Source organism: Sinosporangium siamense, from assembly GCF_016863435.1.
GTDB classification, from domain to species: domain Bacteria; phylum Actinomycetota; class Actinomycetes; order Streptosporangiales; family Streptosporangiaceae; genus Sinosporangium; species Sinosporangium siamense.
Window position 1 is genome coordinate 142,231 of the sequence record NZ_BOOW01000034.1, and the last position, 24,739, is coordinate 166,969.

Consider the following 24,739-nt stretch of genomic DNA (forward strand, 5'->3'; position numbering starts at 1 on the left):
GCCCGACCCTAAGAACTCAAGTCAACTTGAGGTCAAGACGAATCCAGGCCCCTCGGGCGTACGGCAGCGCCCGGCCGGGTTATGCTGTTTATATGAACAGCTATTCAGATGACCATTTGATGGTGGCCGACGCGGACCGCGCCGCCGCTATACGTGAGCGTATGCCCAGCTCAGAGTCACTGGACGACACCGCGGAGATCTTCGGCCTGCTCTCCGACCCCGGCCGGCTACGCATGCTGGTCAGCCTCCTCGACGGCGAACTGTGCGTCTCCGACCTGGCCGCCGTCACCGGGCACAGCGAGTCCGCCGTCTCCCACGCCTTGCGTCTGCTGCGCGCCCACCGGGTCGTCTCCGTACGAAGATCCGGACGTTTGGCCTACTACCGCCTTGAAGACCCCCACGTGCGGATGTTGCTGGACCTTGCCCTTGCACACACCGAACACGCCCAGCCCGTCCACGTCGAATGTGAAAGGGGCCGATGATGGGTGCCGGTCACGGACACGGCCACGCCGGAGGCCGCCACCGGTGGCGGCTGGCCGTCTCCTTTGTGTTGATCGGTGGATTCTTCATCGTCGAACTCGTCTACGGCCTCATCTCAGGCTCTCTTGCCCTCCTGTCCGACGCCGGCCACATGGCGGCCGACGTCGTCACCCTGGGCGCCGCCCTCCTGGCCACCCGCATCGCGACCCGCCCCGACACCACCGGCCGGCGCAGCTACGGCTCCTACCGCGCCGAGGTGTTCGCCTCGCTCCTGGCCGTGCTGATGATGCTGGGCGTCGCCGTCTACGTCGTCACCGAGGCCATCGGCCGCATCGGCACGACCGCCGAGGTCTCCCCCGACCCGATGCTCGTCGTCGGCGCCATCGGCCTGGTGGTCAACGTCATCGCGCTGCTCCTCCTGCGCTCCGGCGCCGCTGAAAGCCTCAACGTCAAGGGCGCCTACCTGGAGGTCGTCGCCGACACCGCCGGCTCGGTGGGCGTCATCGTCGCCGGCTGGCTCGTCGCCGCCACCGGCCAGCCCGTGTGGGACACCGCCGTCGCCCTGGCCATCGGCGTCTTCGTCGCCGTCCGCGCCGTCGGCCTGGGCCGCCAGGTCTTCGCCGTCCTCGGCCAGCACGTCCCCGCCGACGTCGACCCGGCCGCCGTGACCGCCGACCTGGCCGCCATCAAGGGCGTCCGCGACGTCCACGACCTCCACCTGTGGACCCTGACCTCCGGCATGAACGTCGCCACCGCCCACCTGGTCATCGGCGACCCCGCAGACAACCACGCCACCCTCGACCAGGCCCGCCACCTACTCCAACAACGCCACGGCGTCGCCCACGCGACCCTCCAGGTGGAACCGGCGGAACATAAGGGGTGCGACGAACTCGGCTGGTGACTTGGCCGACCTCGCTTATGCCGTACGGAGCACCCCGCAACCTTGCCCTTGTGGACCGACCCGCCGAACCGTACTTGGCCCCTCTGGTCGGGCCCTACCATCAGCTTGTGAGGACTCGCCGGATCAGCCGACCCCGCGAATCCGTCACGCAACTAAATGAAAACAGGTCCCCAGCCCCGCAACACCGCAGGTGAACGAGTGTCGGCCCCGCACACGCGGGGATGGTCCTGACAGCTCGTGGCGGGACTCCCGCTCCACGGCGTCGGCCCCGCACACGCGGGGATGGTCCCTCCAGCTCCGCAGCCTCCAGCTCCGCGCGCTTGTCGGCCCCGCACACGCGGGGATGCTCCTGGCGAGGCGGATCTTGCCGTCAGGCGTTCACGTCGGCCCCGGCCTCGTGGGAGGTTTCCGCGGCCGGGCTTCAGACGGTGCGTCGTGCAGGAGCCGGCCTCCGCATGCGCGGGATTCCTTCCGGCGCCTGTTACGTTGGCAGGGTGCGCACCAGGTGGGTCCAGGCATCCGTCAGTTGGCGGGGGCCGTAGCAGCGGTTGCGTTTGGTTAGGGCTTCCTTCTCGGGGGACCAGGTGTAGGGGATGCCGGTCGAGGCGGCGGCGAGTTGGGTGCGGCACGCCTTATCGAGGAAGAGGGCGGTCATCACGGCGGTGGCGACGTCGGATCCCACGGTGACCAGGCCGTGGTGGTGGAGTAGCACCGCGTTGCGGTCGCCGAGGGTGGCGGCCAGCCGTTCGCCCAGGTAGCGGTTGTGGATGAGGTCGCCGGTTTCGGTGAATCGGGCGATGTCGGGTGGCCAGAACAGGGTGCCCTCGTGACCGAGTGGGAGTAGCGGCAGGCCGGTCGCGGCGAAGGCCACGGCCGCTTCGGCGTGAGTGTGCACGACGGCGCCGACGTCGGGGCGGGCCGCCATGATCTCGGTGTGGATGGGAAACTCCAGGTGCACCCTTCCCTGCCCGCCCGTGGGCCTGCCGTCACGGTCGATACGGACGACCAGGTCCGGGGTGATCTCCTGGAAACCGTATCCGGCGGACTTCAGCCACACGTCCCGGCCGCCCGGATCACGCTGCGACAAATGCCCCCACACCATGTCGGTGTGACCGTGGGCGGCCAGCACCCGGCAACCGGTCGCTACCTCTTCGGCGGGGCCGTTCACCCGGCGGCTCCGGAGCCCTTGGTCAAGAAGTCACCGACGATTCGGTTGAACTGTTCCGGCTGCTCGAACATGGGCCAGTGTCCCGCCGAGGTGATCATGTCGAAGCTGCCGCGTGGAAGGATCTCGCCGGCGCGGCGGCCGACCTCGGCCGGTGTGGTGGGGTTGTGGTCGGTCCACAGGACGAGGGTCTCGTGCCCGATCCGCTTCAGGTCCTCCTCGCGGAGCATGTAGGCGCGGTTCCCCTCACCGGGCTGCTCGGCGATCAGCTTGGCCTGCGCCTCCTCGGTGCCGGGGAGCGTGTAGTAGCGGTAGCGGCACTCGACCAGTTCGTCGGTCACGGTGGAGGGATTCACCATGAGCCACTCCAGGCGTGCGCGCACGCTGTCGCGGGTGGGTGCGGCGGCTGCCTTGGCGGTGACGGCCTTCACCTGGGCGTGGACGCGTTCGCTTTCCTCACGGCGGCCCGCGTCGTCGAGCAAGAGGCCGGCGCCGGTGACGGAGACGATGCGGCCGACGCGGTCGGGGTGGGTGAGCGCGGTCCGCAGCGCGGTCCAGCCGCCTAGGGACTGTCCGACGAGGTGGGCTCGTTCCACACCGATCGCGTCAAGGTAGCGCAGCAGGTGGTCGGTGAAGACGGGGGCGTGGTAGGTCACGTCGACGGGACGGTCGGTGAGTCCATGTCCGAGGGCGTCGATCGCATGCACGTTCAGGCCGCGTTCGGCCAGGGGCAGGACGTTACGGATGAATGCCTCGGCATGGCCGGTCAGCCCGCCCATCAGGATGACGGCGTCGCCTTGACCTGCCTCGATGGAGCGGGTGCGCCAGCCGCCCGCGTCGCGAAAGCGGATCTCGGCACCGAGAGCCTCGGTCCAGAAAGTGTTCACGGGGTTTCTCCTTGCGATGTAGACAATGCGGGCGCCGACCTCCTCATGGCATGCGCGCCCGACGGGGTTTGGGGGTGGATGGTGGCTGTGTGCGGTCCCAGCCCGCGTCAGCCCCCCAGGAACTGCACAAGAGCGTCCGCGACGATCTCCGGCTGCTCGAACTGTGGCCACTGCTTGGCCTGGGGCACGGTCACCACGCGGGCATCGGGCAGGGCTGCTGCCGCGGCCTCCACCACGTTCAGCGGGGTGTGGCCGTGCTCGCCCCGGATGATCAGCACCGGAGCGCCGACCTTCGCCAACCTGTCGGGCGTCAGCAGTACACCTTCGTTGTCGGCGGCACGGACCTGCTGGTGCACGTCGCGCGCTTCGGCCGGGGCGTACAGCGCGGTGCGGACGGCGACGAGTTCGGGATCGACGGTGTCGGGGGCGGCAAGGAGCCCTGCCAGGCGGGTCCGCACCGCTTCGGGGGTGGGTTCGCGGTATGCCTGTCCGCCCCGCTCATAGGCGGCGCGGACTCTGCCGTCGGCCAGCCGGGTCGCCTCGGACTGCAGCCCGGCCGGCTCGATGAGGGCCAGCCGCCGTACCCGCGCGGGGTCGCGCAGGGCGAGTAGCACGGCGATCCATCCGCCCAGCGACTGCCCGACGAGGTCGACCCGTCCCAGCCCGAGCGCGGTCAGTACGGCATGAGCGTGCTCAGCCAGCCGCTCCACCCCGTAGCCGCCGTCGGCCCGGCCGGTGAGACCGTGGCCGAGCAGGTCGACAGCGATAGCTCGGCGCCCGGAGGCGGCGAGCGCGGGCAGGGTGCGTGCGAAGGTCTCGATGTGACCGCCGCGCCCGTGCAGGAGTACCACGGGGTCGCCGACACCGAGGGAGACGACCCGGGTGCGCACACCGGAAGCGTCAACGAACCGGACCTCCGCCCCGAGCAACCCAGTCCACAGGCTCGGCGACGCGGCGGGGGCAGGGACACCGGTTCGCCGTGTCATCGCACACCTCCGAAGGTCGCGGCAGCCCTGCCGTCACCGGCGACTTTGACCGAGATCAGCGGCTTCACCGGACGACGCAGCGCGGCCACCGCGAGCCCGCGCACCGGCTCATAAGGCGGTCGCGCCGCATGATGCGGCATTTCCCGCCCCACCGGCCTCGCGAGCACCCCCGTCGAGGGCCGCGGCCTCCGCCCCACCGGCCTCGCGAGCACCCCCTTTGAGGGCTGCGGCCTCCGCCCCACCGGCTTCGTGCGCACCGGCTCATAAGGCGGCCACGCCGCATGGAACCCCAAGGGCCGCGGCCTCCGCCCCACCGATCTCACGGCTGCTCCTTCGTGAACAGGTGCTCCTTCATGAAAGCCACCGAGCTCTCCCAAGTGGCAGCCGCCGCCTGCGGGTGATAGCTCGGGTGGGTGTCGTCGTGGTAGGCGTGCCCGGCACCGTCGTGGACGTGCACCTCGGTGTGCTGCCCGCTGCGTTTGAGCGCGTCGCCGAGCCGGGCGACCTGGTCGAGCGGGATGACGTGGTCGGCGCCGCCGAAGTGGGCCTGGAGAGGGCAGCGCACCTGGTCGGCGGTGTCGATGCGGGAGCGGGTGCGCCCGGTGGGGCTGTAGGCGGGGGGCAGTTCCGGCAGGCCGTAGAGCGATACGGCACAGGCGAGCCGGTCGGTCTGCGCGGCCCAGGCCAGCACGAGGCCGCCGCCGAGGCAGAAGCCGATCGCGGCGGCACGTGAGGCGTCGACGTCGTCGCGGCCCGCCAGATAGTCCAGTGCGGCGTCGAGGTCGGGAACGGCCTGTTCGTCGCGGGCGGCGAGAAAGGCTTTGGCGCGCCTCTCCTCGGCGGTGTTGTAGTCCTGCGGCGGGCGCCCCCCGATGCGGCTGTAGAGGTCCACGGTGAGGCAGGCGATGCCTTCGGCGGCCAGGAGTTCGGTCACCTGCCTGCGGTGCTCGGTGACGCCGAGGTTCTCGTGGACCATGATCGCCACGGGTGGGCGGGGGCGGCCCTCGGGCAGGGCCAGATACCCGTTGATCTGGTCGGCGCCGCTGGGGAAGCTCACCCAGACGGCGTGTGCGGGGTCGGGCACGGTTTCAACCTTCCGGTAGTGCGCGCATGGGGGCCGGCGGTGTCCCGGCGGCGGAGCTGCGGGCGAGGAACTGGTGGATCTGGACCGCGAGGAGGTCGAGGCGGCGCCGCGGCATGCGCGCGGTCGGGCCGCAGACCGCGACGGCCCCGGCGGGGCGGCCCGCGATCATGACGGGCACGGCCACGGCGGCGATGCCGGGGATGTACTCGTCGATCTCGATCGCGTGGCCCCGGTTGCGCGAGGCGTCGACCTCGCGGAGCAGTACCGCGGGGTCGGTGATGCTTTTGGGGGTGCGGCGGGCGAGGTGAAACCGGTGGACCAAGTCCTCGGCCTCGTCCGCGGGCAGGCCGCTGAGGATGGCGCGGCTGAGGCCGCCGTTGGCGAGCATCGAGCGGCGTCCGACGGGCGAGAGGGAGTCGGCGGACCGGGAGTCCCCCCGCTTGGCGGTGATGACCAAGGTGCGGTCGCGCCAGTCGACCTCGGCCACCAGCACCGTCTCGCCGCTGGTGCGCGCGAGTTCCTCGGCGACACCCATCGTGAGGTGGGCGAGGGCGGTGGTGGCGGTGACGAGGCTGCCGAGTTCGATCAGCCGTGTGCCGAGCACGTAGGCGCCGTCGGCCTCCTGGCGCAGGAAGCCGCGTTCGACGAGGCTGACGGCGATGCGGTGCGCGCTGGTCTTCGGCAGGCCCGCCGCGTGGGCGAGTTCGCCGAGCTGGAATCGGGGGTGAGCCGCGCTGAACGCGCCGAGCACGTCCAAGGCCCGGTCCACGGCGCGCACTCCGCGCCTGCGGGCGAAATCCCGGGGCTCAGGGCCTTGGGTGTGGTCATCGGCGGCGTTCATCGCGTCCTCACGAGCAGTACGGCGGCGCCTGGTCGGCGTTGTCCCTGGTAATCAGCATGTCGGACACGGTCGCGATCTTCTTCACGCCCTCCTTCTTCTGCAGGAGGCCGACGGTGTCGTCGATGGCCATCTCCCCGACGCTCTTGGGGGTGTTACTGACGGTCACGGCGAACTCGCCGGAGCGGACGGCGTCGATCCCCGCGGGGCTGCCGCCGTTGGTGAGAATCTTGATGTCGGTGCGTCCGGCCGCCTTGAAGGCGGCGAGCACGCCGAGGGCCATGTCCTCGTTGTGCACGAACACGTACTTGATCTTGGGGTGGGCCTGGAGAAGGTTCTCGGCGACGTCCTGGGCCTTGGCACGCTGCCAGAAGGCCGGCTGGTCGAAGACGATCCTCGGCCCGCCGGTGAGGGCCTTTTTGAAGGCGTTGTTCATCAGGTCGGCCGCCGCGCCGGGCGCGCCGCCGATCACCGCGACGTCGGCGGCGGCGCCGGCGTTGTCCTTGACGAGCCACTCTCCGAGTTCGCGGCCGACCTTGACCACATCGGTGATCACGGCGCCGAGGATCTTCGACTGGTCGACGGAGGCGACGGACGTCAGGAAGATCGGGATCTTCGCGCGGTTGGCGCGGGCGATCCCGCCTTCCAGGGAGTCGATGTTGACGGTCTGCACGATGATCGCGTCGACCTGCTTGGCGATCATGTCGTCGATGTTGGAGAGCTCCTTGGCGGGATCCATGGCCGAGTTGGAGGTCAGCAGGGTGACCCCGGCCGTCTTGGCCCGGGCCTCCATGGACCTCTGCAGGCAGGTGTGGAACTCGATGGTGTTGCCGTTGACGAAGCCGAGGGTCAAGGGCTTCTCGCCGTCGCCCGAGGCGGAGGTGGTGGTGGAGGAGGAGCAGCCGGTCACGGCGACGGTGGCCGCCGCCAGTGCCGCGGCGAGGGTCTTGAGGGAGGGCCGGAGGGAGGTGTGGAGGGCCATGCGCGGTCCTTTCCGGGGGGTGGTGCTCGGTCAGTGCCGGCGTGATCGCAGATGGTTTGCGACGGCGGCGACCATGAGGACGGTCCCGAGGGCGACGTCCTGGAAATACGGGTTGATCTGGAGCAGGTTCAGGGAGTTGGCGACGACGCCCAGCAGCAGGACGCCGAGGATCGTTCCGACGAGGGTGCCGCTCCCGCCGTGCAGGGCCGTGCCCCCGATGACGACGGCTGCGACGACGGTGAGTTCCAGGTGCAGCCCGCCGGTGCCGGGGCTCGCGGCGCCGAGACGCGCGACGAGCATGACCCCGCCGAGCCCGGCGAGCAGCCCGCCGAGGGTGTAGAGCAGGAGCTTGGTACGGACGACCGGGATGCCCGACAGCCGGGCCGCGTTCTCGTTTCCGCCGATGGCGAAGGCGTTGCGGCCGAACGCGCTCCACCGCATGGCGAGACCGACGGCGAGGCAGACCGCGGCGGCGATCACGATGAGCACCGGGACGCCGAGGAGTTCCCCGAAGCCGAGCCCGCCGAGGTGTTCACCGATGGAGATGCTCTGCCCGCCGATGACGAGCAGGGCGACACCGGTCAGGATCGTGGAGGAGGCCAGCGTCGCGACGAAGGGAGTCACCCGGAACACCGTGACCACCGTCCCGTTGACGAGCCCGATGGCGGCTCCCAGGGTGAGGGCCAAGGCAACGGCCGCCCAGTCGGCGACCCCGGCGACGATCAGCTGGGCGGTCACCCCGTGGGTGACCGCGGCTATGGCGCCGAGCGAGAAGTCGATGCCGCCCGCGGTCATCAGCAGCGTGAGCCCCGCGGCCAGCACGGCCACCACGGCGATCTGCCGGGACACGTTGAGCAGGTTCGGGGCGGTGAGGAAGACGTCGCTGCGCGAGGTGGTGAAGACGGCGATGAGCAGAAGCACGCCGAGCACACCGCCGTGCCGTACCAGCCCGGGTGGAAGGGCCGCACCGATGGTGCGGCGGCGTGGATGGGCTGCGGTGGTCACGATGCGGTTCCTCCTACGCTGAGCGAGACGAGGTCGTCACGGGAGACGCGGTCTGCGGGCAGGTCGGCGACGGTGCGCCCGGAGCGCACCACGAGGACGCGGTCGGCCAGCCGCAGCACCTCGTCGACGTCGGCGGAGGCCAGGAGTACGGCGGCGCCGCGGGCGGCCAGCCCGTCGATGAGGCGGTGGATGTCGGCTTTGGCGGCGACGTCGACGCCGTTGGTGGGTTCTTCGAGCAGGCAGGCGGTGACGTCGCGGTCGAGCCATCGGGCCAGCAGGACCTTCTGCTGGTTGCCGCCCGACAGGGTGGCGACCGGCGGGTCGGGCCGGATCGTGGTGACGCCGAAGCGGGTGCGGGCCCCCGCGGCTTCGCGGTGCATCCGCCGCCAGCGCACGCTCCACGGCCTGCGCAGGCCCCGGCCGGTGAGGTCGAGGTTCTCGTCGACGGTCAAGCCGGGGACCAGGCCGTAGGTGAGGCGTTCACCCGTGACGCAGCGCAGACCGGCGGCGAGCGCGGCGGTCACGCTCCCGGGCGGGACCCTCCCGCCGCCGACCAGGACGTCGCCGCCTGAGGGCCGGCGCAGGCCCGACAGCAGCGGAAACAGCTGGGTCTGGCCGTCCCCTGCGCAGCCGAGAACCGCCACGACCTCCCCCGCGCGCACGGTGAGGGACAGGCCGGCCAGGCGGGGCCCCGCGGAGAGGTCGCGGAGTTCGAGGACGGCGCGCCCCGGGGTGCGCGCCGTCCTCGGCCGGGTCTCGGCGAGGCGGTCGCCCGTCATGGCCCGCACCAGCGACGGCAGGTCGGTCTCGGCGGTCGACGCGGTGAGGACGTGGCGCCCGTCGCGCAGCACTGTGACCCGATCGGCCAGGTCGAGCACCTCGTCCAGGTGGTGGGAGATGTAGACGACGGCGATGCCGCGCGCGCTGAGCGTCCGCACGATCCGGTGCACGCGGGCGGCGTCGGCTCCGCCGAGGGTAGCGGTGGGCTCGTCGAGGATCAGGACCCGCCCGCCGACCTGGATCTCACGGGCGATCTCCACGAGGGTCTGCTCGGCCGGACCGAGATCGGCGGCGATCGCGGTGGCGGGCACCTCGACGCCGAGATCGGCCAGCGCGCGGGCCGCCTGAGCACGCGCCGCGCGCCAGTCGACGCGCCCCGCGCGGGTCGGCAGCCGGCCGAGGAAGAGGTTCTCGGCCACGGTGAGCTGAGGGACCAGCGTGCGGTGCTGGTGCACGATGCTGACACCGAGCGCGCGGGCCCGGCGCGGGGTGAGGGCGCTGTGGGCGTGCCCGGCGATCAGCAGATGTCCGCCGTCGGGAGACAGCGCTCCCGACATGATCTTGACGAGGGTCGACTTGCCCGCGCCGTTGATCCCGGCCAGGGCGTGGATCTCGCCGGGAAGCAGGCTGAACCCGACCTCCCGCAGCGCGGCGGCGCCGCCGAAGGACTTGCTTACTCCGGTCAGCTCCAGTGCCGCGGCGGGCCGTGCCTGCGGTACGGCGTTCATGGTCCCTCCTTCTGGCGTGTGCGAGGCGGGGGTGGTGGTGGGGCCGTCCATGGCGGTCAGCGCCGTACGGCGGAAGCCGTGCCGAGCCGGGCCGCGGCCTCCTGGCCTGCTGTGTCCTCCGGTGGGCCGCCTTCCGCGCCGGCGCCGGAGCCGATGGCGGCCAGGCCGAGTCTGAGCCGGTTGAGCTGGTCGATGAACAGGCGCTTGTCGGCGTCGTCGTGGCCGGTGAGAGCGGCCGACATGCGGGCGGCGAACCGCGGCAGCAGGTCGTCCAGCAGGTCGTCTGCCGCCTGGGTGCGCCGTACGAGGACCAGGCGGCGGTCGGCCGGGTCGGAGGCCCGGCTCACCAGGCCGCGCCGTTCCAGGAGGTCGACCAGGCCTGTGGCGTTGCGGGCGGTGGTCATGACGTGCGTGGCGAGGGTTCCCATGGGGACGCCCTTGCCGCCGGGGTCGGTGCTGCGCAGCACCATGAGGATGTTGAACCGGGGATGGCTGAGTCCGTATTCGGCGAGTTCGCTGTCGACGGCGGCTTCCATCGCCGCGACGGCGGCGAAGAAGGCCAGGCGCAGCTCCATCTCCAGCGGGTCGATGCCGGGGAGGCGGCGGCGTTCGCCCTCGGCCATCGCGACGTGGGCCTGGTCGCGATGGCCGTCGGGACCGGGGACGATGAAACGGCTGGTGCCCATGTCAGGCTCCGCCCCGGCGCGGCGCGGCCTCGTCCAGGAGGCCGTCGGGATACATCGCGTCGTGGGCCACGCCGAGCGACACCATGAGGTTGCGCAACGCCACGGGGTTCATGCCGGCCGCAAGCAGCCAGGCCGCGTCGCGCTGCCGTACGGCGTCGCACTCGTCGGCGGTCAGCGTGTAGGCGGCGAGCACCTCGTCCGGCGCGCCGTCGAAACGCTCGCGCAGTCCGGCGGCGTGCTCCAGGTCTCGGGCGAGGTGGTTGAGGCCGACGATGCTCATGACCGGCCTCCCGCCGGGCCGGAGACTGCCGTACCGGCAGTGGCCGTCTCGGCAGTGCCTGTTTCAGCAGTGCCTGTCTCGGCAGTGCCTGTTTCAAACCTGGCGATGCCGATGCCGACGGTCCAGGGGAACATCGGCCGGTAGGCGTAGGTACGGCAGGAGCCGCCGGCCGCCGCCGCGGCGATCAGCCAGGTGCGGATCTCCAGCGCGCCGTTGCCGGCCTGCTCCTGGATGTGCTCGTCGGACCAGGTGAGGATCTCGTCCAGGTCTCCCTTCTCCAGCAGGGAGAGCAGGTTCCGGTCGAACTCCTCGTTGATGTCGCCGAATCTCGGCAGGCCGACCCAGTGGGACAGGCCGCCGGTGCCGATCACCCCGATCCGCTGGTTCCCGCCGAGCGAGGCGATCGTGTCCGCGAGGGCCCTGCCGAGTTCGACGCAGCGGGCCAGGCTGGGCAGCGGCGGGGTGTTGCAGTTGACGAACAGCGGCACCACACCCGCGGCGGCGGCCGAGGGGAGCTTGGTGAGCGGCACCGTGAAGCTGTGGTCGAGCGGCATGGTGTGGGAGCGGGCGACGTCGAATCCGCGCCGGTGGAGCCCGTCGAGCAGGCTGAGCGCCAGTTCGGGACGGCCCGGCACCGTTCCGCCGGGGTTGCCGAACTCGCCCCACCCCTGGTGGATGCCGGCCAGGCCGAGGCAGAACGTCGGATAGTTCTCCAGGCCGAAGGTCTCGTAGTGGTCGGTGGCGACGACCACGACGGCGTCCAGGTCCAGGGCTGCGATGTCGGCGTCCAGCAGCCGCCACGCGTCGTGCAGCGGGCCGGAGTTCTCCGGTTCTGCGCCGGCGTTCTTGACGATGGCGCCGACGTGGGATGTGGCGGCGGCCAGGGCTAGTCGGGCCATCATGCCTCCGTTGCGGATGTCTCGGTGAGGTCGAGCAGGCGGATGTCGTCTAGGTGGCCGGTGCCGCGCCGGGCCACGTCGACGGTGAGGAGCCGTCCGCAGTCAGGGCAGGCGTAGCGCCGCAGTTCCAGGCCGGCGTCCAGGCGGGTGGCGTGGCTGAGTTCGCGGATGTCGCCGGTGGTGTGCAGCCCGGCGTAGGGCCGCCACGGCCCGCCGGCGGGGGCCAGGACGAAGCCGCAGGCGCACGCGGTGAAGCGGGCCGCGCCGACCTGGACGATCTGCATGGTGTCGCCCAGCGGGTGGACACGCGCGCCCGGCCCGGCGGGCCGCTCCCACTGCGGCCTCTCCCTGGGCCAGTCGCGGCGCTCGGCGCGGATCCGGTCGCGGCGGGTCTCCGTGGCGGCCTCGTCGACCCGGCCGTCGCCGGCGAGGACCACTCCGTACAGCCTTACAGCTGCATCGGGCGTGACGGCGCCGAAGTCCAGGTCCGCCTGGACGGCCGTGCTGGAACGTTCCAGCGGATCGCCCCACCCGCCGCCGGCCTGCGGGACGGTGGCCAGCACGTCGTCATCGCCGAGTCCGTAGAGTCCCTGGCGGCCCCGCATCACGGGCCGTTCGCCCGACAGGTCGCCGACCGCGGGGATCTCCCCCGCCGCCAGGCGCGCCTTGACGTCGCTGCCGTGCACGACGGTCCGGGTGTTCTGGGCGCCGGGATATCCGCCGAAGACGCCGGTCGAGTTGGGGACGCTCCAGCCGTGCGCGGAGTTGAGCGCCGTGACGTCCCTGCCGCCGTGCACGGTGTAGACCGCGCCCATGCTCATGCCGCCCCTGGTGCGGCCCGCCCCTCCCGAGTCGGGGACCAGACCCCGCCACAGGTAGAGCAGCGGTGAGTCCATCTCGACGGCTTCGACGTTGGAGATCTTCTGCCGTTCGATGTTGTGCTGTCCCTGGGTCCACACGCCGTCGCGGTGGGCGTAGGCGGCGCCGCCCGTGGCGAGGCAGTCCATGATCACATATGTCTGGCGTGCGCCGTTCTCCCCCAGACCGGTCAGCACGAACTTGTCGGGTCCTCCCGCGGGCACGGCCTGAGCCTCTCCCAGCAGTTCGTCTGAGCAGGCGGCGAGCTTGGACAGGCACTCGACGGCGGTCATCTCCACCAGCCAGCCGGCCTCAAGCGCGCCGCCGCTGACCGCGGCAGGGCGGACCGCGTTGCAGATGAGCCCCTCCGGGCACTCGACCTCGACCGGTTTGAACAGCCCCTCGTTCCAGGGCGCGTCATAGGCGAGAGTGGGCAGCAGCGCCGCGGCGATCCCGGCCATCATGCCGGAGTAGGCGCAGTTGACGTAGCCCTTGACCTGGGGAGACGAGCCTGAGTAGTCGAAGTGCAGGGTGTCGCCGCGTTTGGTGAGGACCAGGTCCACCTCGTAGGTCGCGTCCTGGTCCGACTGGGCGAGCCCTCCGTCGTTGTCGAGGAAGGCGCGCGAGTGCAGGCGCGCGTCCGGGAGCGCCGCCAGCCGGTTGCGCAACCTCCGCTCCGACAACTCGATCAGGTTGCCCATCACCGTGCGCACGACGGCCGCGCCGTACCTGTCGGCCAGCGCCGTCATGGCGCGGATCGCGGTGTTGTTGGCGCCGATCAGGGCCCGCAGGTCGAGGTTGACCGTGGCCGGCATGCGGGTGTGGGCGAGGATCAGGTTCCACACGTCGCCGCGCACCTTGCCGCCGTCGACCAGTTTGGTCGGGGGCATCTGCAGGCCCTCCTGGTAGGAGTCGACCGCGTCGACGCAGAAGCTGCCCGGGGTCATGCCGCCCACGTCGACCATGTGGCACATGGCGCCGGTCCAGGCCAGCAGCTCCCCGCTGTGGAAGATGGGCGCGATGAGGCCGACGTCCTGGGCGTGGACGGTGCCCTTCCACGGGTCGTTCACGATGAACATATCGCCCGGGTTGATGCCGGGTTCCTCGGTGCAGTCGTCGATCACCGAGCGGGTGATCGCGGCCATGGAGGACGAGTGCGACAGAATCGTGCGGCCCATCGCGGCGACCGAGCCGTCGGGCAGATAGAGCCCCACGTTGTAGTCGCTGGCCTCCACGACGTGGGTGGAGCCGGAGATGGCGGCCAGAGTCGCGCCCTGCTCGTCGGTGATGGCGAGCAGCCGGTGCCGGATCACCTCGAAGGTGACCGGGTCGATGGCTGAGGCGGTCACGCGTCCCCCTTGCAGTCGATGACGAGGTTGCTGTGCGGGTCGACCTTGAGGGCCTGGCCGGGGCCCAGCACGACGGTGGTGCCGGGGAACTCGAGGATCGCCGGCCCGGTGAGGGCGGCTCCGGGGCCGAGGTTCTCGCCCCGGTAGACCGGGGTCGGCACGCGGCCGGTCTCAGGGAAGTGCACGTCGCGCTCCCCGAGCAGCGAGGCGGCCGGATCCGGCGAGCCCGCGTGCGGCCCCTGCTCGACGTCGGTGACGGTGACGCGGCCCTCGACCCGCAAGGTGTGGATCTCCACACCGGCCGCGAGCAGAGCGGTTCCCGCGCCGTAGACCCGCTCGTAGGCCGCGCGGAACTCGGCGATCAGGTCGCGCAGCACATCCGTCGTGACGTCCCCGTCGGGGAGCGTGAGCGGAAGCTCGTGCGACTGGCGGCGGAACTTGAGATAGGCGACGCGGGTCAGCCGCGTCCTCGGATCGTCGTCGAGGTCGGCGAGGCAGCGGCGGGCCAGCTCGCCCAGCGCGGTGTCGATCCTCACGGTGTCCAGATGCGCCGCCGGATCGGCCGCGCCGGGCGGGGTCCGCTGCACGTCGGTCGTCTGCACCGCACGGTAGCGGTCGGCCGTGACGGTGCCGTAGGCCGAGTGCACCGTCGAGGTCGGCGGCACGACAAGGGTCGCGATGCCCGCCGCCTCGGTGTAGGCGTAGGCGTGCGTGGGCCCCGCCCCGCCGTAGGCGTAGACGGTGAAGTCGCGCGGATCGTGCCCCTGCTCGACGGTCACCTTGCGCAGCAGGTCGGCCATCTGGTTGTCCGCCACCCGGCGGATGCCGGCCGCGGCCTCCTCGACGGAGAGGCCGAGTGGATCGGCGATGTGCTCACGGATCGCCTTCTCCGCCATGGAACGATCCAAGGGCATCTTTCCGCCCAGGAAACGTGCCGGATCGATGATCCCCAGCACCACGTCGGCGTCGGTGACCGTCGGCCGATCGCCGCCTCTGCCGTAGCACGCGGGTCCCGGCACCGACCCCGCGCTCTCGGGGCCGACGACCAGCACTCCCGCCTCGTCCACCCAGGCGATCGAACCCCCGCCCGCGCCGATCGCGGTCACCTTGATGCGCGGCAGCGCCAAGTGCAGGTCACCCACCTCGCTGACCAGTTCGACCAGAGGCTGACCGTCGATGATCAGGCCCACGTCGAAGCTGGTGCCCCCCATGTCGGAGGTGATGACGTTGGCGTGGCCGAGCCGCTTGGCCAGGGCCGTGGAGGCCAGCACGCCCCCCGCGGGACCCGAGGTCAGCATCGAGGCCGCCCTGCTCGCCGCGTCCTCGGCGCGCATCACACCGCCGCCCGAGTCCATGATGGAGAAGTCGCCGGCGAAGCCGGACGAGCGCAGCCGCCGCTCCAGACCGGCGACGTAGTCGCGGATCACGGGCCCCAGATAGCTGTTGACGACCGTGGTGGCCGACCGTTCGTACTCCCCGATGACCGGAGCCACGCGGTGAGAGAGCGTGAGGTAGGCCTCCGGCCACTCCTCCTGGGCGATGCGCTCCACTTGCCGCTCATGCGCACCGTTGACAAACGACCAGAGGAACGACACCGCGAGTGCCCGCACCCCCTCGGTGCGCAGCCGCCGGAGCACACCGCGCACCTCCTCCTCGTTCAACGCCACCACCTGGGCACCGGAGGAGTCGATCCGCTCGGTGATCCCCGCGATGCGGTCCCGCGCCACGATCGGCTCGGGGTTGCGGCGGCGGCTGTAGTGGCCGGTGGCGTTCGCCAGGCCGACCCAGGAGGTCATCGAGCGCTGGATGAGCATCGTGTCGGTGAACCCGCGCGTCGTCAGCAGGGCGGTCGGCGTGCCCTTGCGTTCGATCAAGGCGTTCGTCGCGGCGGTCGTGCCGTGGGCGAAGTAGACGATGGAGGCGCAGAAGGCGCCGAGGCTCATGCCGTACGACTCGGCTGCGAGAGCGAGAGCGGCGATGACTCCCTCGGAGCGGTCGCGGGGTGTCGTCGGCGACTTGAAGAGGCGTGGCGGCCGGCCGTCCTGGAGGACCACCAGGTCGGTGAAGGTCCCTCCGACGTCTGTGCCGACGAAGAACCGCGGCGCGGTATCCGTCGTACTTCCCACACTGATCTCCCTGAGAGTTGGCTTGCGCAACGTGCGGATATGACATGCGGAAATGTCGTGCGCATTGCGTCTGAGCGACACCCGCGTTGCGTTGCGCCAACTCTGTAGTCACTGGAACTTCGGGACAATGGAGCAGTCCGCAGTGCGGAATGGGAGAGGGAAATACTGCTTTGGGGCTTATGTCCGATGCCTTGGCCGGCCTCGTACCTGCGGGGGTGTCTCAGTCTCCGCGCGAGCGGCGGAGGACGCCCTGCATGGAGGTGCGGGCGCGGTCTTGCAGGGCGGGAAGGTCGACGTCGAGGAGGCGGCCCTCATGTTTGACCAGGCGGCCACCCACCATCACCGTCTTCACGTTGGACGGGTGGGCCGAGTAGGCCAGCAGGGCATATGGCGGCCCCGAGGTGAAGCGGCCGAGGTTGATGTCCCCGGTGTCGATCATGATCAGGTCGGCCTGCTTGCCCGCGGTCAGGGTGCCGATCGAGGCGTCCATCCCGATCGCGCGGGCGGCCCGGCTGGTGGCCAGTTCGAGCAACCGCAAGGGCTTCACGGCGGTTTCCGAGCGGCTCGCGCCGGTTTCGGTCAGCGCGAGGAGGCGCATCACGCCGAACATGTCGGCACTGCCGGCCAATGCGTTGCCGTCGACGCCCAGGCCGGTTCTGTCCACCGATGCGTACTGCGAGAGCCTGGTCAGGCCGTATCCCACTCTTTGCTCGGTGACCGGTGTGAGGGCCAGCGCCGCCTTCGCCTGGTTGAGGGCCGCGAGTTGGGCGCCGGTGGCGTCGGTGGCGTGGATGACCTGCAGGTCGGAGCCCAGGAAACGGCCGTTGACAAGGCCGTCGAGTTGAGCGCGTGCCCGCACACCGCTGGCGTGCACGGAGATGGGCAGTCTGAGGCGCCTGGCGGTGGCGTGTTCTTCACGCGCGACCGACAACGCGGCGGGAGTGCCGGCCCCGGGGCCTCTCCAGCCCAGGCCCAGGGTGATCCGGCCGCCCGCCGACCATTCCGGCCAGGATCCGGCGAGGGCTTCCAGGTGCTTCAAGTCGACCGTCCGCCCTTCGGGGAGGTCGTCGTGGGCGCCGTAGAGGAACCGGGCCCGGGTTCCTGCCGCCTCATGGGCGCGTAGCGACCGTTCGGCGTAGGCGGGATCGCGGACGTTGTCGTTGAAGTCGACCACGGTCGTGATCCCGGAGGCCAGTGCCTCATAGGTGCCGAGCAGGGTCCCGATCTCCATGTCGGAGGCCCGGAAGTGACGCCCGAAGACCTCGCTGGCCTTGAAGTAGACGGTCTCGGGGGTATTGGCGTAAAAGCCGCGTGTCTGGGTGAGCCACAGGTGGTTGTGGGTGTCGACGAAACCGGGCATCGTGATCATGCCTCGCCCGTCGATCTCGGTGGCGGAGGGGGCGGACAGGTTGCGCCCGACACGTTTCAGCCTGCCGTCGCCGATGAGGATGTCGCCGCGGTCAAGGTCACCGGAAGCGGGGTCCATGGTCACGACATAGGTTTCGCGGATCACCACGTCACCCGCGGGCCGCCTGCCCCAGGGCGCGCCACTCGCCGCAGCGGGCCGCGCCAGCGACGCCGCCCCGACCGCTCCCCCCAGCCCGGCCAGCACCGAGCGCCGCGTGAGCCCGCGACCTGTCGTCCCGTTCGGCATGTCCTGCCCCCTCCTTTGATCGCCTCCTGTTGGCACCACCGGAAAGTGTTAATTGTATGCGCATTCAACATAAGCCGGACCAAGGCTCTCTGTTTTGCCAGGTTACGTGGCCCCTCAGCCGCCGGATCGATCGGGGAAGACCACGATCAGGTGTTCCTCCACGTAGTCCTCGTTATAACGATCGGCGTCACCCAAATCCCGGGCATACACCCGGACCCGGTAACGCCCTTTCCCCTTCAGCGCCAGGTCGGGCAGCACCCGTCCCGCGCCCGTGTCACCGCCCTCGGGCATGGCGGGAACTCCCAGGCTGCCGCTGCGACTGAGGACACGGACCGTGCCCAGGTGGTTCCACCCCTTGCCGGGCGGAGGTGGAGCCGTGTTCGACGCCTTCACCGTCATGCACATCATCGTGTTCTCCGTCACGGTCGACACGTGCACCGAGCCGCGGGCGGCCGTGACGACCTTCCCGCCCTCCCCGGCGATGTCCTCTGGGTCGTCGTTGACGTCGTATATGGAATATCCGCCCCCTTCGAACAGGTAGTACGCCGCCGTTCCCTGTCTGCGCCCCCGCAATTCCGGCCAGGGATCGGCACAGCGGGCGTTGCCCTCGGCGACGAAGCGCTCCTCGGCCTCACGCACCTCGGCATCCGAGTACAGCTCGGCGGGATTCCTGCCGGCGACGGTCCCGGGGCAGAGAAACACCAGCGCCTCCCCGTCCGCGCGCCAGACTTCCCGGGAGCTGCCTGCCTCCCGGAGAATGTCCATCCCGTCCTTCCCCTCGGGCAGCTCACACAGGCGCCTGCCGTACGCGAGCACATATTGGTCGGGGAGAGTGTCGGGGAACATCGGCGGCGTCCCGCGCGTCGAGTCGCGGGCGTGGCAGAGGAACGCTTTCTCCCTGTCCTGCGGTTTCGTGTCGCCGAAACGGCGGCCCCCGTGGATCCACGGCGAGCGCCCCTCCCACCCTCCACCGTAGGTGAGCCGGGCCTTCTCCTCCGCCTGCACCCCCACGGCGAGCGGCGCGAGTACGGCTAACGCCACGGCCGCCCTCCCCCGGGATGACAACCCTCCGGGCTCGACCTCGACAACCGGCTGTGGGGGGGCGGTGAGTTCGTGAGCGGAGCGGGCCGACCACACCGTGTGGAAGACCAGCAGTTCACCGACCAGCCAGATGAAATCCAGGGTGACACCGGGGACATATCTCGCGATCATCATAGGGATGATGGGGTGCGCGACCGACTGCGCCAGGGCGAGCCAGCCGACGACGACCGTGGCCGGGGTCCATCGCCCGTCGGCACGCTGGGCGAAGAGAATCAGTATCTGCCAGCCGGCCGCGGCAAGGTTCAAGAGCACGAAGGCGGCTTCGACCCAGGGTGTCTCCGCGAAGACCATCACGTTGGGGTCCGCGGGGATCTCCTCAAGCATCACCGGCAACCCGACCACGAGGTTCAGGCCGGCCAGGGCGAGTGCCGCGCCGCGCAATCCTCTTGACGCTCGCACCATGACCAGCACGAATAGCACCTGCACCACGCCCCAGAGGAGCCAGTGCAATGCCCCGGCCACCGCTTCGGACAACACCGTTCCGAGGGCCGCACTGAGAATCAGCGCATCGGCGACGGCGAGATAGAGCAGGCGCCGGAGCCACACCACTCGCCGCCCGAGCGGCCTGTCACCACCGGCAGGTACGGAGAAGACCTGCCAGAGCATCCACGACTTCGCCACGGACACCATGACGAGCATCGCCGCCATCACCGCGATGACGCCCTCCCGGGCGGGAAGCGGCGCCATGTCCACCAACGGGAACCACATGGCGAGCAGCCACAGCGGCTTCACACTCCCGTCGATGAGCGAGACCACCGCGGCGGCGGCCACGGAAATCAGATAGATCCCAACTATGAATATTCGTAGACGACGCCACACCACGACATGTCCCTTACGCCGGAGGAAAAGATGATCTTAGGGCCGACAGGGTTGCCCGGGCAGGCGAACGGGCCGGGCGTCTCAAGCGGGCGGAATACGCAGGTGGGAGGCCGTCGCTTGACATTGACGCCGATGTCAAGGATTACCGTGGGGCGGTCGCGGTCGGGGAGGGAAGATGCGGATCGGTGAGCTGGCCGCGAAGGCGGGGGTGAGCACGCGTGCGCTGCGTTACTACGAACAGCACGGACTGATCTCGTCCCGGCGCACGGACAACGGTTACCGCCAATACGACGAGTCCGACGTGCCGCTCGTGGCGCAGATCCGTGCGCTGCTGGCGGCGGGCTTCTCGCTGGAGGACACGCGCCCGTTCGTGGACTGTCTTCGCGCGGGGCACGACTCGGGTGATTCCTGCCCGGAGTCCGTGGCCGTCTATCGCCGGAAGCTCGCCGAGATCGATCTGGAGATCCGTTCCCTGGTCGAACGAAGGGCCGAGGTAGCCAACCAATTGGCGCGGGCCTGTCCGGGCTGCGTCCTGTCCCCGGAGCGTATGAATGATCACGTTGACGACGGAGAACTTCGACGAGCTCGCCCTGAGTGGCGACAGGCCGGTGCTGGTCGACTTCTGGGCCGACTGGTGCCCGCCGTGCAAGATGATCGCGCCGGTGCTTGAGCAGCTCGACGTCGAACTGGGAGACCGCCTCACGATCGCGAAGATCAACGGCGACGATCATCCGCAGATCGCGGCACGTTACGGTGTGATGGCCTTCCCGACGCTGCTTCTGTTCCGGAACGGCGAGGTCGTGCGCCGAATCGTCGGGGCCAAGCCTAAGCGTCTGCTGCTGGCCGAGTTTGAGAGCCACCTCTAGGAGTGCACAGGGGACGGCAGGACACACGTCCAGCCGTCCCTTTTGTCATTGATTGCCGCATTCTATGGGGACATGTGCGCACACGCGGACGCGACTCTGCGTGCGCCCGCGGAAACGGTGGGCGACGCCGCCAGGACCCCGCGTTGACAAAAAATCTTGAAAAATCTCCAGGGGATGTTGACGCCCCTGTCAGACCACACCCAGGTCCCTGCATTTCCGCAGGTCATTGCCTACATACAGCGCACGCGTTACCGCTCCGTGACATTACGGCACAGCAGTCAAATGAGGCCTTTGTCGGGAGCGCTCATGTTTATCCCGCGTACTACTCGGTAGGGATACCAGTCCAACCAGCGGCGGGAGGAGGACACACATGGATCACCAAGTTACAAGATCCATTTCTACCTCCCGGCGCACCTCCCCACCCAGCGCTGACACAGCTCTGAACCTTGAATCTGCTCCCCCCGCCGCCGCGCGACCGCGCGGCGGTGTTACCGCGGTCAACTCCCCGGAGGCCGCAAGGAGACTCCCCATGAAGATTGCCCTGGTTTCAGAACACGCCAGCCCCTTGGCCACGTTACGAGGTGCCGACGCCGGCGGACAGAGCGTTCACGTGGCCGCCCTGGCCAACTCCCTCGCCGAACGCGGACACGACGTCGTCGTCTACACCCGCCGGGCCGACACCCGCCAGCCGGACCAGGTGACCATGGCGTCGGGCGTGGTGGTCGACCACGTCCCGGCCGGCCCGCCGGAGTCACTCCCGAAAGACGAGCTTCTGCCGTACATGCCGAGTTTCGCCGCCCACCTCGCCCGCCACTGGAAGACCGACCGACCGCACATCGTGCACGCCCATCACTGGATGAGCGGCCTGGCCGCCCTCGGAGCGACCCGGCACGTGAAGGTGCCGATCGTGCAGTCCTATCACGCGCTCGCCACCACCGATCAACGCTGGCAGAAGGGTGACGACACCAGCCCGCCCGAGCGTTACGCCATCGAAGAGGAGATCGGCCGCCGGGCAAACGTGATCATCGCGAACTGCACGCAGGAGGCCCGCGAACTCCAGACCATGCGGGTGCCGGTGCGCAACGTGTGCGTGGTGCCGCGCGGTGTGGACCTCAAGGTGTTCCGCCCGAGTCGCCGCAGGCCCGCGGGGGCCGGGACGCGCCCGCGTCTGCTCAGCCTCGGGCGCACGATGCCGCACAAGGGCGTCGAGACGATCATCCAGGCGTTGCGTGAGGTTCCGCAGGCCGAGCTGGTGATCGCCGGCGGCAATATGAAGGACCCGGAGGTCGTACGGCTGCGCAAACTGGCCGCGACCCTCGAACTCGACGACCGGGTGAAGATGGTCGGCAAGGTGTCGCGCAAGAACGTCCCGGCGCTGGTGAGCTCGGCCACGGTCCTGGTGACCGTGCCGTGGTACGAATCGTTCGGCATGGTGCCGCTGGAGGCGATGGCCTCCGGGGTGCCCGTCGTCGCCTCCGCCGTCGGCGGGCACCTCGACACGGTGACCGGTGCCGGCATCCTGGTCCGCCCCCGCCACCCGCGCACACTCGCCCGGGTCCTCAACGGACTGCTGGAGAGTGAGCAACTCCGCCGCGACCTGGCGAGTGCGGGTGTGAAGCGAGTCCGCGCGAAATACGGCTGGCCGCAGGTGGCGGCGCAGACGGAGCGCATCTACCGCAGGGCGATCGCGGGGCGCGACCCCATCTCGACGACGGTGGGCAGGTAGCCCCCGTTCCGGTGGGTCGACCGCAACCATCAGGGGCGTTGCGGAAGATCGGCCTGGTGACTCCCCTGATGTGACGAGCGAGGGGCATGCGTGATTCGGCAAGGATTGCAGACGTGCTGAGCATACTCCGGACATTCTGTGAGACCGGCAGTATCGGCCCGGTGTCCTGTGGCATGTCCCTCGCTCACGTACAAGACCTGATTGGACCGTTCGACCACCGACAGGAGCCGCCCAGTGCACACTGCCTGCACATCTGGCAGGACCTGGAGCTCCTGGTGGACACGGGGACGGGCCTCGTCGTACAAGTGGGACTGCTCGCCGGAGGGTGGGGCGAGCTGCGACTGCCTGCGGCGCTCGGCGGAGTTTTCGGGACTCCGGAAATGGGACCGAGCGTGGACGCGGTGCTGAGGGCACTGGATAAGGCCGGGGTCACCTGGTCGGAAGCGCCCGAGCAGGTGGTCGGCGACGAGGCCCGAGTGGTGCGGGTCGAGGAGACCGGGGTGCTTTTGCACTTTCATCCCTATGAGGGGAAGGGGTGCCCCCATGGAGATGCCGGTCTCCTCGCCCTGCACTGCGCGACACGATCTGCTTAGACCTGATCACGGGGCCTTTTGCGAAGCCGCGGCGGCGGGGTGCAGATCGGCGAGCGTGAGCCGATGCGCCGGCGGATCGGGCAGGATCAGTGTGCGCGTCACGGTGAGATCGGCCGCGCAGTGCAGCAACTCGCCGGATCGAAGCGGTCGCCAGCCGGGATCGTCGTCCATTTTCTCACTGGCCACCACCACGGCGGGCGCCCGCGACAGATCGCTGGAGCGCACCCGCATCCGCCCGCCCGTGCCGGCGTGATCAAGCCCTTGGTCGCCGGGCGTGCGCTGGAGCACAAACAGCTCGTGGGTGTCCGGATAGCGCAACGCCCACAACTCCTGCGGCGTGGTGAGGACCACGTTGAGCGCATAGACGGGAAGACTCCTGGCGATCCACCGCACGGCACTCGCGATCCCCGCCCCGATGTCCCCCTCATGCCGCCTGACCTCGCGGGTGATCAGGGCGAACACACGCTCGGAATCCGTGTCGCCCCTGACGGGCGACCGATCCGCACCGAGGTGCGCGTCGAGCAGGTCCAGCCCCTCGACCACCCCGTTGTGCGCGAACAGCCGGCCGTCCTGCTCGAACGGGTGGGTGTTGCGCCGCTCCAGCCCGCCCGTCGAGGCGAACCGCACGTGAGCGATGAAGGTCGTGGACCACACCTCCTTCGCCTCCTCGGCGAACCGCCGGTCGGCGTAGGCCGCGAGAGGAGCCTTGTGCAGGTGCGGGGTGCCGTCGGCGTCGAAATAGCCGAGCCCGGTGCCGTCGGGATCCCGATGCGCCTGCTCACGCAGGCTGTCGGGTGCCTCCAGCAACCAGAAGACGGCACGGGCACGCGTCGGCGAACTGCTCAGACCGAACAGTCGGCACATGTAGGTGTTCCCCTCCACCATGGATGACCGTACGGCGCAGCCGGGGTCAGCGTTCAGTGCCACAGCGAGTAGCGATGTTCTCACAGTGAGGGGCGAAATCGTGGGAGCGTCGGACTCAGTGCGGTCAACGCCTCGCATGACGGCCCCGCCGTACCTCAGCTGAAGGAACCTCCTCCGATACGACGATCGCCCCTCCCCGCGAAAGGCGTCGGGAGGGGCGATCGGCCGGAAAGTGTGGTGTCAGCTCGTGTGAGTCGTCATCCCCACGGAGTAGGAGACACGCCTGGCCGTCGGACGGGTGGCGCGTTTGCGGGCCGACGGGGCGGGCTCGACCAGGGCGCGGCGCCATTGGCGGCGGAGGACGGTGAGGTGGTCGGCGCGCTGGCGCATCACCTTCGCCTCCTCGCCTATGGCGGACTTGTCGGCCGCGACCTCGGTCTTCAGCCGGCGGCGCACGTCGATCAGCTCCTCGGGCGTCTCCTCCCTCGGCGCGAGCAGGGCGTGGTGGGCGATCCTCAGCTCGTTGAGGGCGGCCGCCATCTCGCTCTCCCGGACGCGGATCCGGAGGCGGAGGTGCTGGTCGGTCGCGCGGCGGAGGATCTGCCGCGACTGCAGGTGCTTGACCGAGCGCAGAGGGGTCAGAGCGAAGCGGGCGTAGTAGGCCACTCTCGGCATCTTGATCAGCTGAATGGCCAGCGGGCCGAGGATCAGGGCGGCCAGGCCGCCACCCACGGTGATTTCGGCGAAGGTGGCGAACTCTCTAGTCGGAGGGGCCGATCGAAGTTGTACCAGGGCTTCGTACTCCACGAAGACCGCACACAGCATGTAGGCGACGAAGGGACTGCTCAGAACGGTCTTCAAGCGGGGGGTGTAGCGGTTCTTCTGCCATTCCCCCAGCAAGAGACGCATTTCCACGACGATCGCCAGCCCGATAACCGGAGCGACGATGGCAATCGACTCCCAGTAGCCGTCCAAGACACACCTCTGATAGCGGTTGATGGAGCGGCGTTCGGTGCCGAGTTCACCGGAACGCGAATTGACCTGCTGCGAACATGTTGCTTCCACTGGCCGGTTCGCGCGTG

General features: G+C 69.9%; 24 protein-coding genes. 6 read left to right on the forward strand and 18 right to left on the reverse strand.

Features of this window, described 5'->3' with window-relative positions; translation table 11 throughout:
• The first annotated feature begins 92 nt into the window (after nt 1-92).
• Both Ssi02_RS26615 and Ssi02_RS26620 read left to right on the forward strand, forming a co-directional pair.
• Nucleotides 93-482 carry an ArsR/SmtB family transcription factor gene (locus Ssi02_RS26615; RefSeq protein ID WP_204030314.1) on the forward strand — a complete coding sequence of 130 codons (390 nt, stop codon included), beginning with the start codon at nt 93-95 and terminating at the stop codon, nt 480-482.
• Entirely contained in the window at nt 482-1,381 is a 900-nt protein-coding gene (locus Ssi02_RS26620) for a cation diffusion facilitator family transporter (protein WP_204030315.1), read from the forward strand. The genes Ssi02_RS26615 and Ssi02_RS26620 overlap by 1 nt, the downstream gene beginning before the upstream one ends.
• A 481-nt stretch (nt 1,382-1,862) precedes the next feature.
• Here Ssi02_RS26620 and Ssi02_RS26625 read toward each other — a convergent pair whose 3' ends face one another.
• From Ssi02_RS26625 to Ssi02_RS26700, 16 genes are all read right to left on the reverse strand, one after another.
• A complete protein-coding gene (locus Ssi02_RS26625) occupies nt 1,863-2,549 on the reverse strand; it encodes a class II aldolase/adducin family protein (RefSeq protein ID WP_204030316.1) in 687 nt (228 codons plus the stop codon).
• Nucleotides 2,546-3,433, reverse strand: coding sequence for an alpha/beta fold hydrolase (locus Ssi02_RS26630; RefSeq protein ID WP_204030317.1), 888 nt, complete (start codon nt 3,431-3,433; stop codon nt 2,546-2,548). Before Ssi02_RS26630 ends, Ssi02_RS26625 begins: the two co-directional genes overlap by 4 nt.
• Nucleotides 3,434-3,540: 107 nt before the next feature.
• Nucleotides 3,541-4,419 (reverse strand): alpha/beta fold hydrolase, encoded by an 879-nt coding sequence (locus tag Ssi02_RS26635; protein WP_204030318.1) that lies wholly within the window; start codon nt 4,417-4,419, stop codon nt 3,541-3,543.
• Nucleotides 4,416-4,559, reverse strand: a complete 144-nt coding sequence (locus Ssi02_RS26640) for a hypothetical protein (RefSeq protein WP_204030319.1) — start codon at nt 4,557-4,559, stop codon at nt 4,416-4,418. Before Ssi02_RS26640 ends, Ssi02_RS26635 begins: the two co-directional genes overlap by 4 nt.
• 179 nt (nt 4,560-4,738) lie before the next feature.
• The gene (locus Ssi02_RS26645; protein WP_204030320.1) at nt 4,739-5,503 is read right to left on the reverse strand and encodes a dienelactone hydrolase family protein; all 765 of its coding nucleotides are present in this window, start codon (nt 5,501-5,503) and stop codon (nt 4,739-4,741) included.
• A gap of 4 nt (nt 5,504-5,507) precedes the next feature.
• A complete protein-coding gene (locus Ssi02_RS26650; RefSeq protein ID WP_204030321.1) occupies nt 5,508-6,344 on the reverse strand; it encodes an IclR family transcriptional regulator in 837 nt (278 codons plus the stop codon).
• Between the two features lie 7 nt (nt 6,345-6,351).
• The gene (locus Ssi02_RS26655) at nt 6,352-7,323 is read right to left on the reverse strand and encodes a sugar ABC transporter substrate-binding protein (protein ID WP_204030322.1); all 972 of its coding nucleotides are present in this window, start codon (nt 7,321-7,323) and stop codon (nt 6,352-6,354) included.
• A 30-nt stretch (nt 7,324-7,353) separates the two neighbouring features.
• Nucleotides 7,354-8,328 (reverse strand): ABC transporter permease, encoded by a 975-nt coding sequence (locus Ssi02_RS26660; protein ID WP_204030323.1) that lies wholly within the window; start codon nt 8,326-8,328, stop codon nt 7,354-7,356.
• Nucleotides 8,325-9,836, reverse strand: coding sequence for a sugar ABC transporter ATP-binding protein (locus Ssi02_RS26665; RefSeq protein WP_204030324.1), 1,512 nt, complete (start codon nt 9,834-9,836; stop codon nt 8,325-8,327). Before Ssi02_RS26665 ends, Ssi02_RS26660 begins: the two co-directional genes overlap by 4 nt.
• A gap of 56 nt (nt 9,837-9,892) precedes the next feature.
• The gene (locus Ssi02_RS26670) at nt 9,893-10,522 is read right to left on the reverse strand and encodes a MarR family winged helix-turn-helix transcriptional regulator (RefSeq protein ID WP_204030325.1); all 630 of its coding nucleotides are present in this window, start codon (nt 10,520-10,522) and stop codon (nt 9,893-9,895) included.
• A 1-nt stretch (nt 10,523) separates the two neighbouring features.
• Entirely contained in the window at nt 10,524-10,802 is a 279-nt protein-coding gene (locus tag Ssi02_RS26675; protein WP_204030326.1) for a hypothetical protein, read from the reverse strand.
• Nucleotides 10,799-11,701, reverse strand: a complete 903-nt coding sequence (locus Ssi02_RS26680; protein ID WP_204030327.1) for a DODA-type extradiol aromatic ring-opening family dioxygenase — start codon at nt 11,699-11,701, stop codon at nt 10,799-10,801. Before Ssi02_RS26680 ends, Ssi02_RS26675 begins: the two co-directional genes overlap by 4 nt.
• Nucleotides 11,701-13,908, reverse strand: coding sequence for a hydantoinase B/oxoprolinase family protein (locus Ssi02_RS26685; protein ID WP_204030328.1), 2,208 nt, complete (start codon nt 13,906-13,908; stop codon nt 11,701-11,703). The genes Ssi02_RS26680 and Ssi02_RS26685 overlap by 1 nt, the downstream gene beginning before the upstream one ends.
• On the reverse strand, nt 13,905-16,034 hold the full coding sequence (locus tag Ssi02_RS26690) for a hydantoinase/oxoprolinase family protein (protein ID WP_204030329.1): 2,130 nt from the start codon (nt 16,032-16,034) through the stop codon (nt 13,905-13,907). The genes Ssi02_RS26685 and Ssi02_RS26690 overlap by 4 nt, the downstream gene beginning before the upstream one ends.
• A gap of 220 nt (nt 16,035-16,254) precedes the next feature.
• Nucleotides 16,255-17,688 carry an amidohydrolase family protein gene (locus Ssi02_RS26695; RefSeq protein WP_204030330.1) on the reverse strand — a complete coding sequence of 478 codons (1,434 nt, stop codon included), beginning with the start codon at nt 17,686-17,688 and terminating at the stop codon, nt 16,255-16,257.
• Nucleotides 17,689-17,802: 114 nt separating this feature from the next.
• The gene (locus Ssi02_RS26700; RefSeq protein ID WP_204030331.1) at nt 17,803-19,560 is read right to left on the reverse strand and encodes a hypothetical protein; all 1,758 of its coding nucleotides are present in this window, start codon (nt 19,558-19,560) and stop codon (nt 17,803-17,805) included.
• Between the two features lie 223 nt (nt 19,561-19,783).
• On the opposite strand from Ssi02_RS26700, the gene Ssi02_RS26705 reads away from it, so the two are divergent.
• The 4 genes from Ssi02_RS26705 to Ssi02_RS26720 all read left to right on the forward strand — a co-directional run bounded on the left by Ssi02_RS26705 (nt 19,784) and on the right by Ssi02_RS26720 (nt 22,793).
• Nucleotides 19,784-20,278 (forward strand): MerR family transcriptional regulator, encoded by a 495-nt coding sequence (locus tag Ssi02_RS26705; RefSeq protein ID WP_239129729.1) that lies wholly within the window; start codon nt 19,784-19,786, stop codon nt 20,276-20,278.
• A complete protein-coding gene (gene trxA / locus Ssi02_RS26710; protein ID WP_204030332.1) occupies nt 20,160-20,474 on the forward strand; it encodes a thioredoxin in 315 nt (104 codons plus the stop codon). Before Ssi02_RS26705 ends, trxA begins: the two co-directional genes overlap by 119 nt.
• A gap of 529 nt (nt 20,475-21,003) precedes the next feature.
• A complete protein-coding gene (locus Ssi02_RS26715) occupies nt 21,004-22,200 on the forward strand; it encodes a glycosyltransferase (protein WP_204030333.1) in 1,197 nt (398 codons plus the stop codon).
• Between the two features lie 173 nt (nt 22,201-22,373).
• Nucleotides 22,374-22,793, forward strand: a complete 420-nt coding sequence (locus Ssi02_RS26720; RefSeq protein WP_204030334.1) for a hypothetical protein — start codon at nt 22,374-22,376, stop codon at nt 22,791-22,793.
• A gap of 6 nt (nt 22,794-22,799) precedes the next feature.
• On the opposite strand, the gene Ssi02_RS26725 is transcribed toward Ssi02_RS26720, so the two are convergent.
• Together Ssi02_RS26725 and Ssi02_RS26730 are read right to left on the reverse strand one after the other, a co-directional pair.
• On the reverse strand, nt 22,800-23,720 hold the full coding sequence (locus Ssi02_RS26725) for a class II glutamine amidotransferase (RefSeq protein ID WP_239129736.1): 921 nt from the start codon (nt 23,718-23,720) through the stop codon (nt 22,800-22,802).
• 177 nt (nt 23,721-23,897) lie between these two features.
• Nucleotides 23,898-24,722 carry a P-loop NTPase family protein gene (locus tag Ssi02_RS26730; RefSeq protein WP_204030335.1) on the reverse strand — a complete coding sequence of 275 codons (825 nt, stop codon included), beginning with the start codon at nt 24,720-24,722 and terminating at the stop codon, nt 23,898-23,900.
• Between the last annotated feature and the right edge of the window lie 17 nt (nt 24,723-24,739).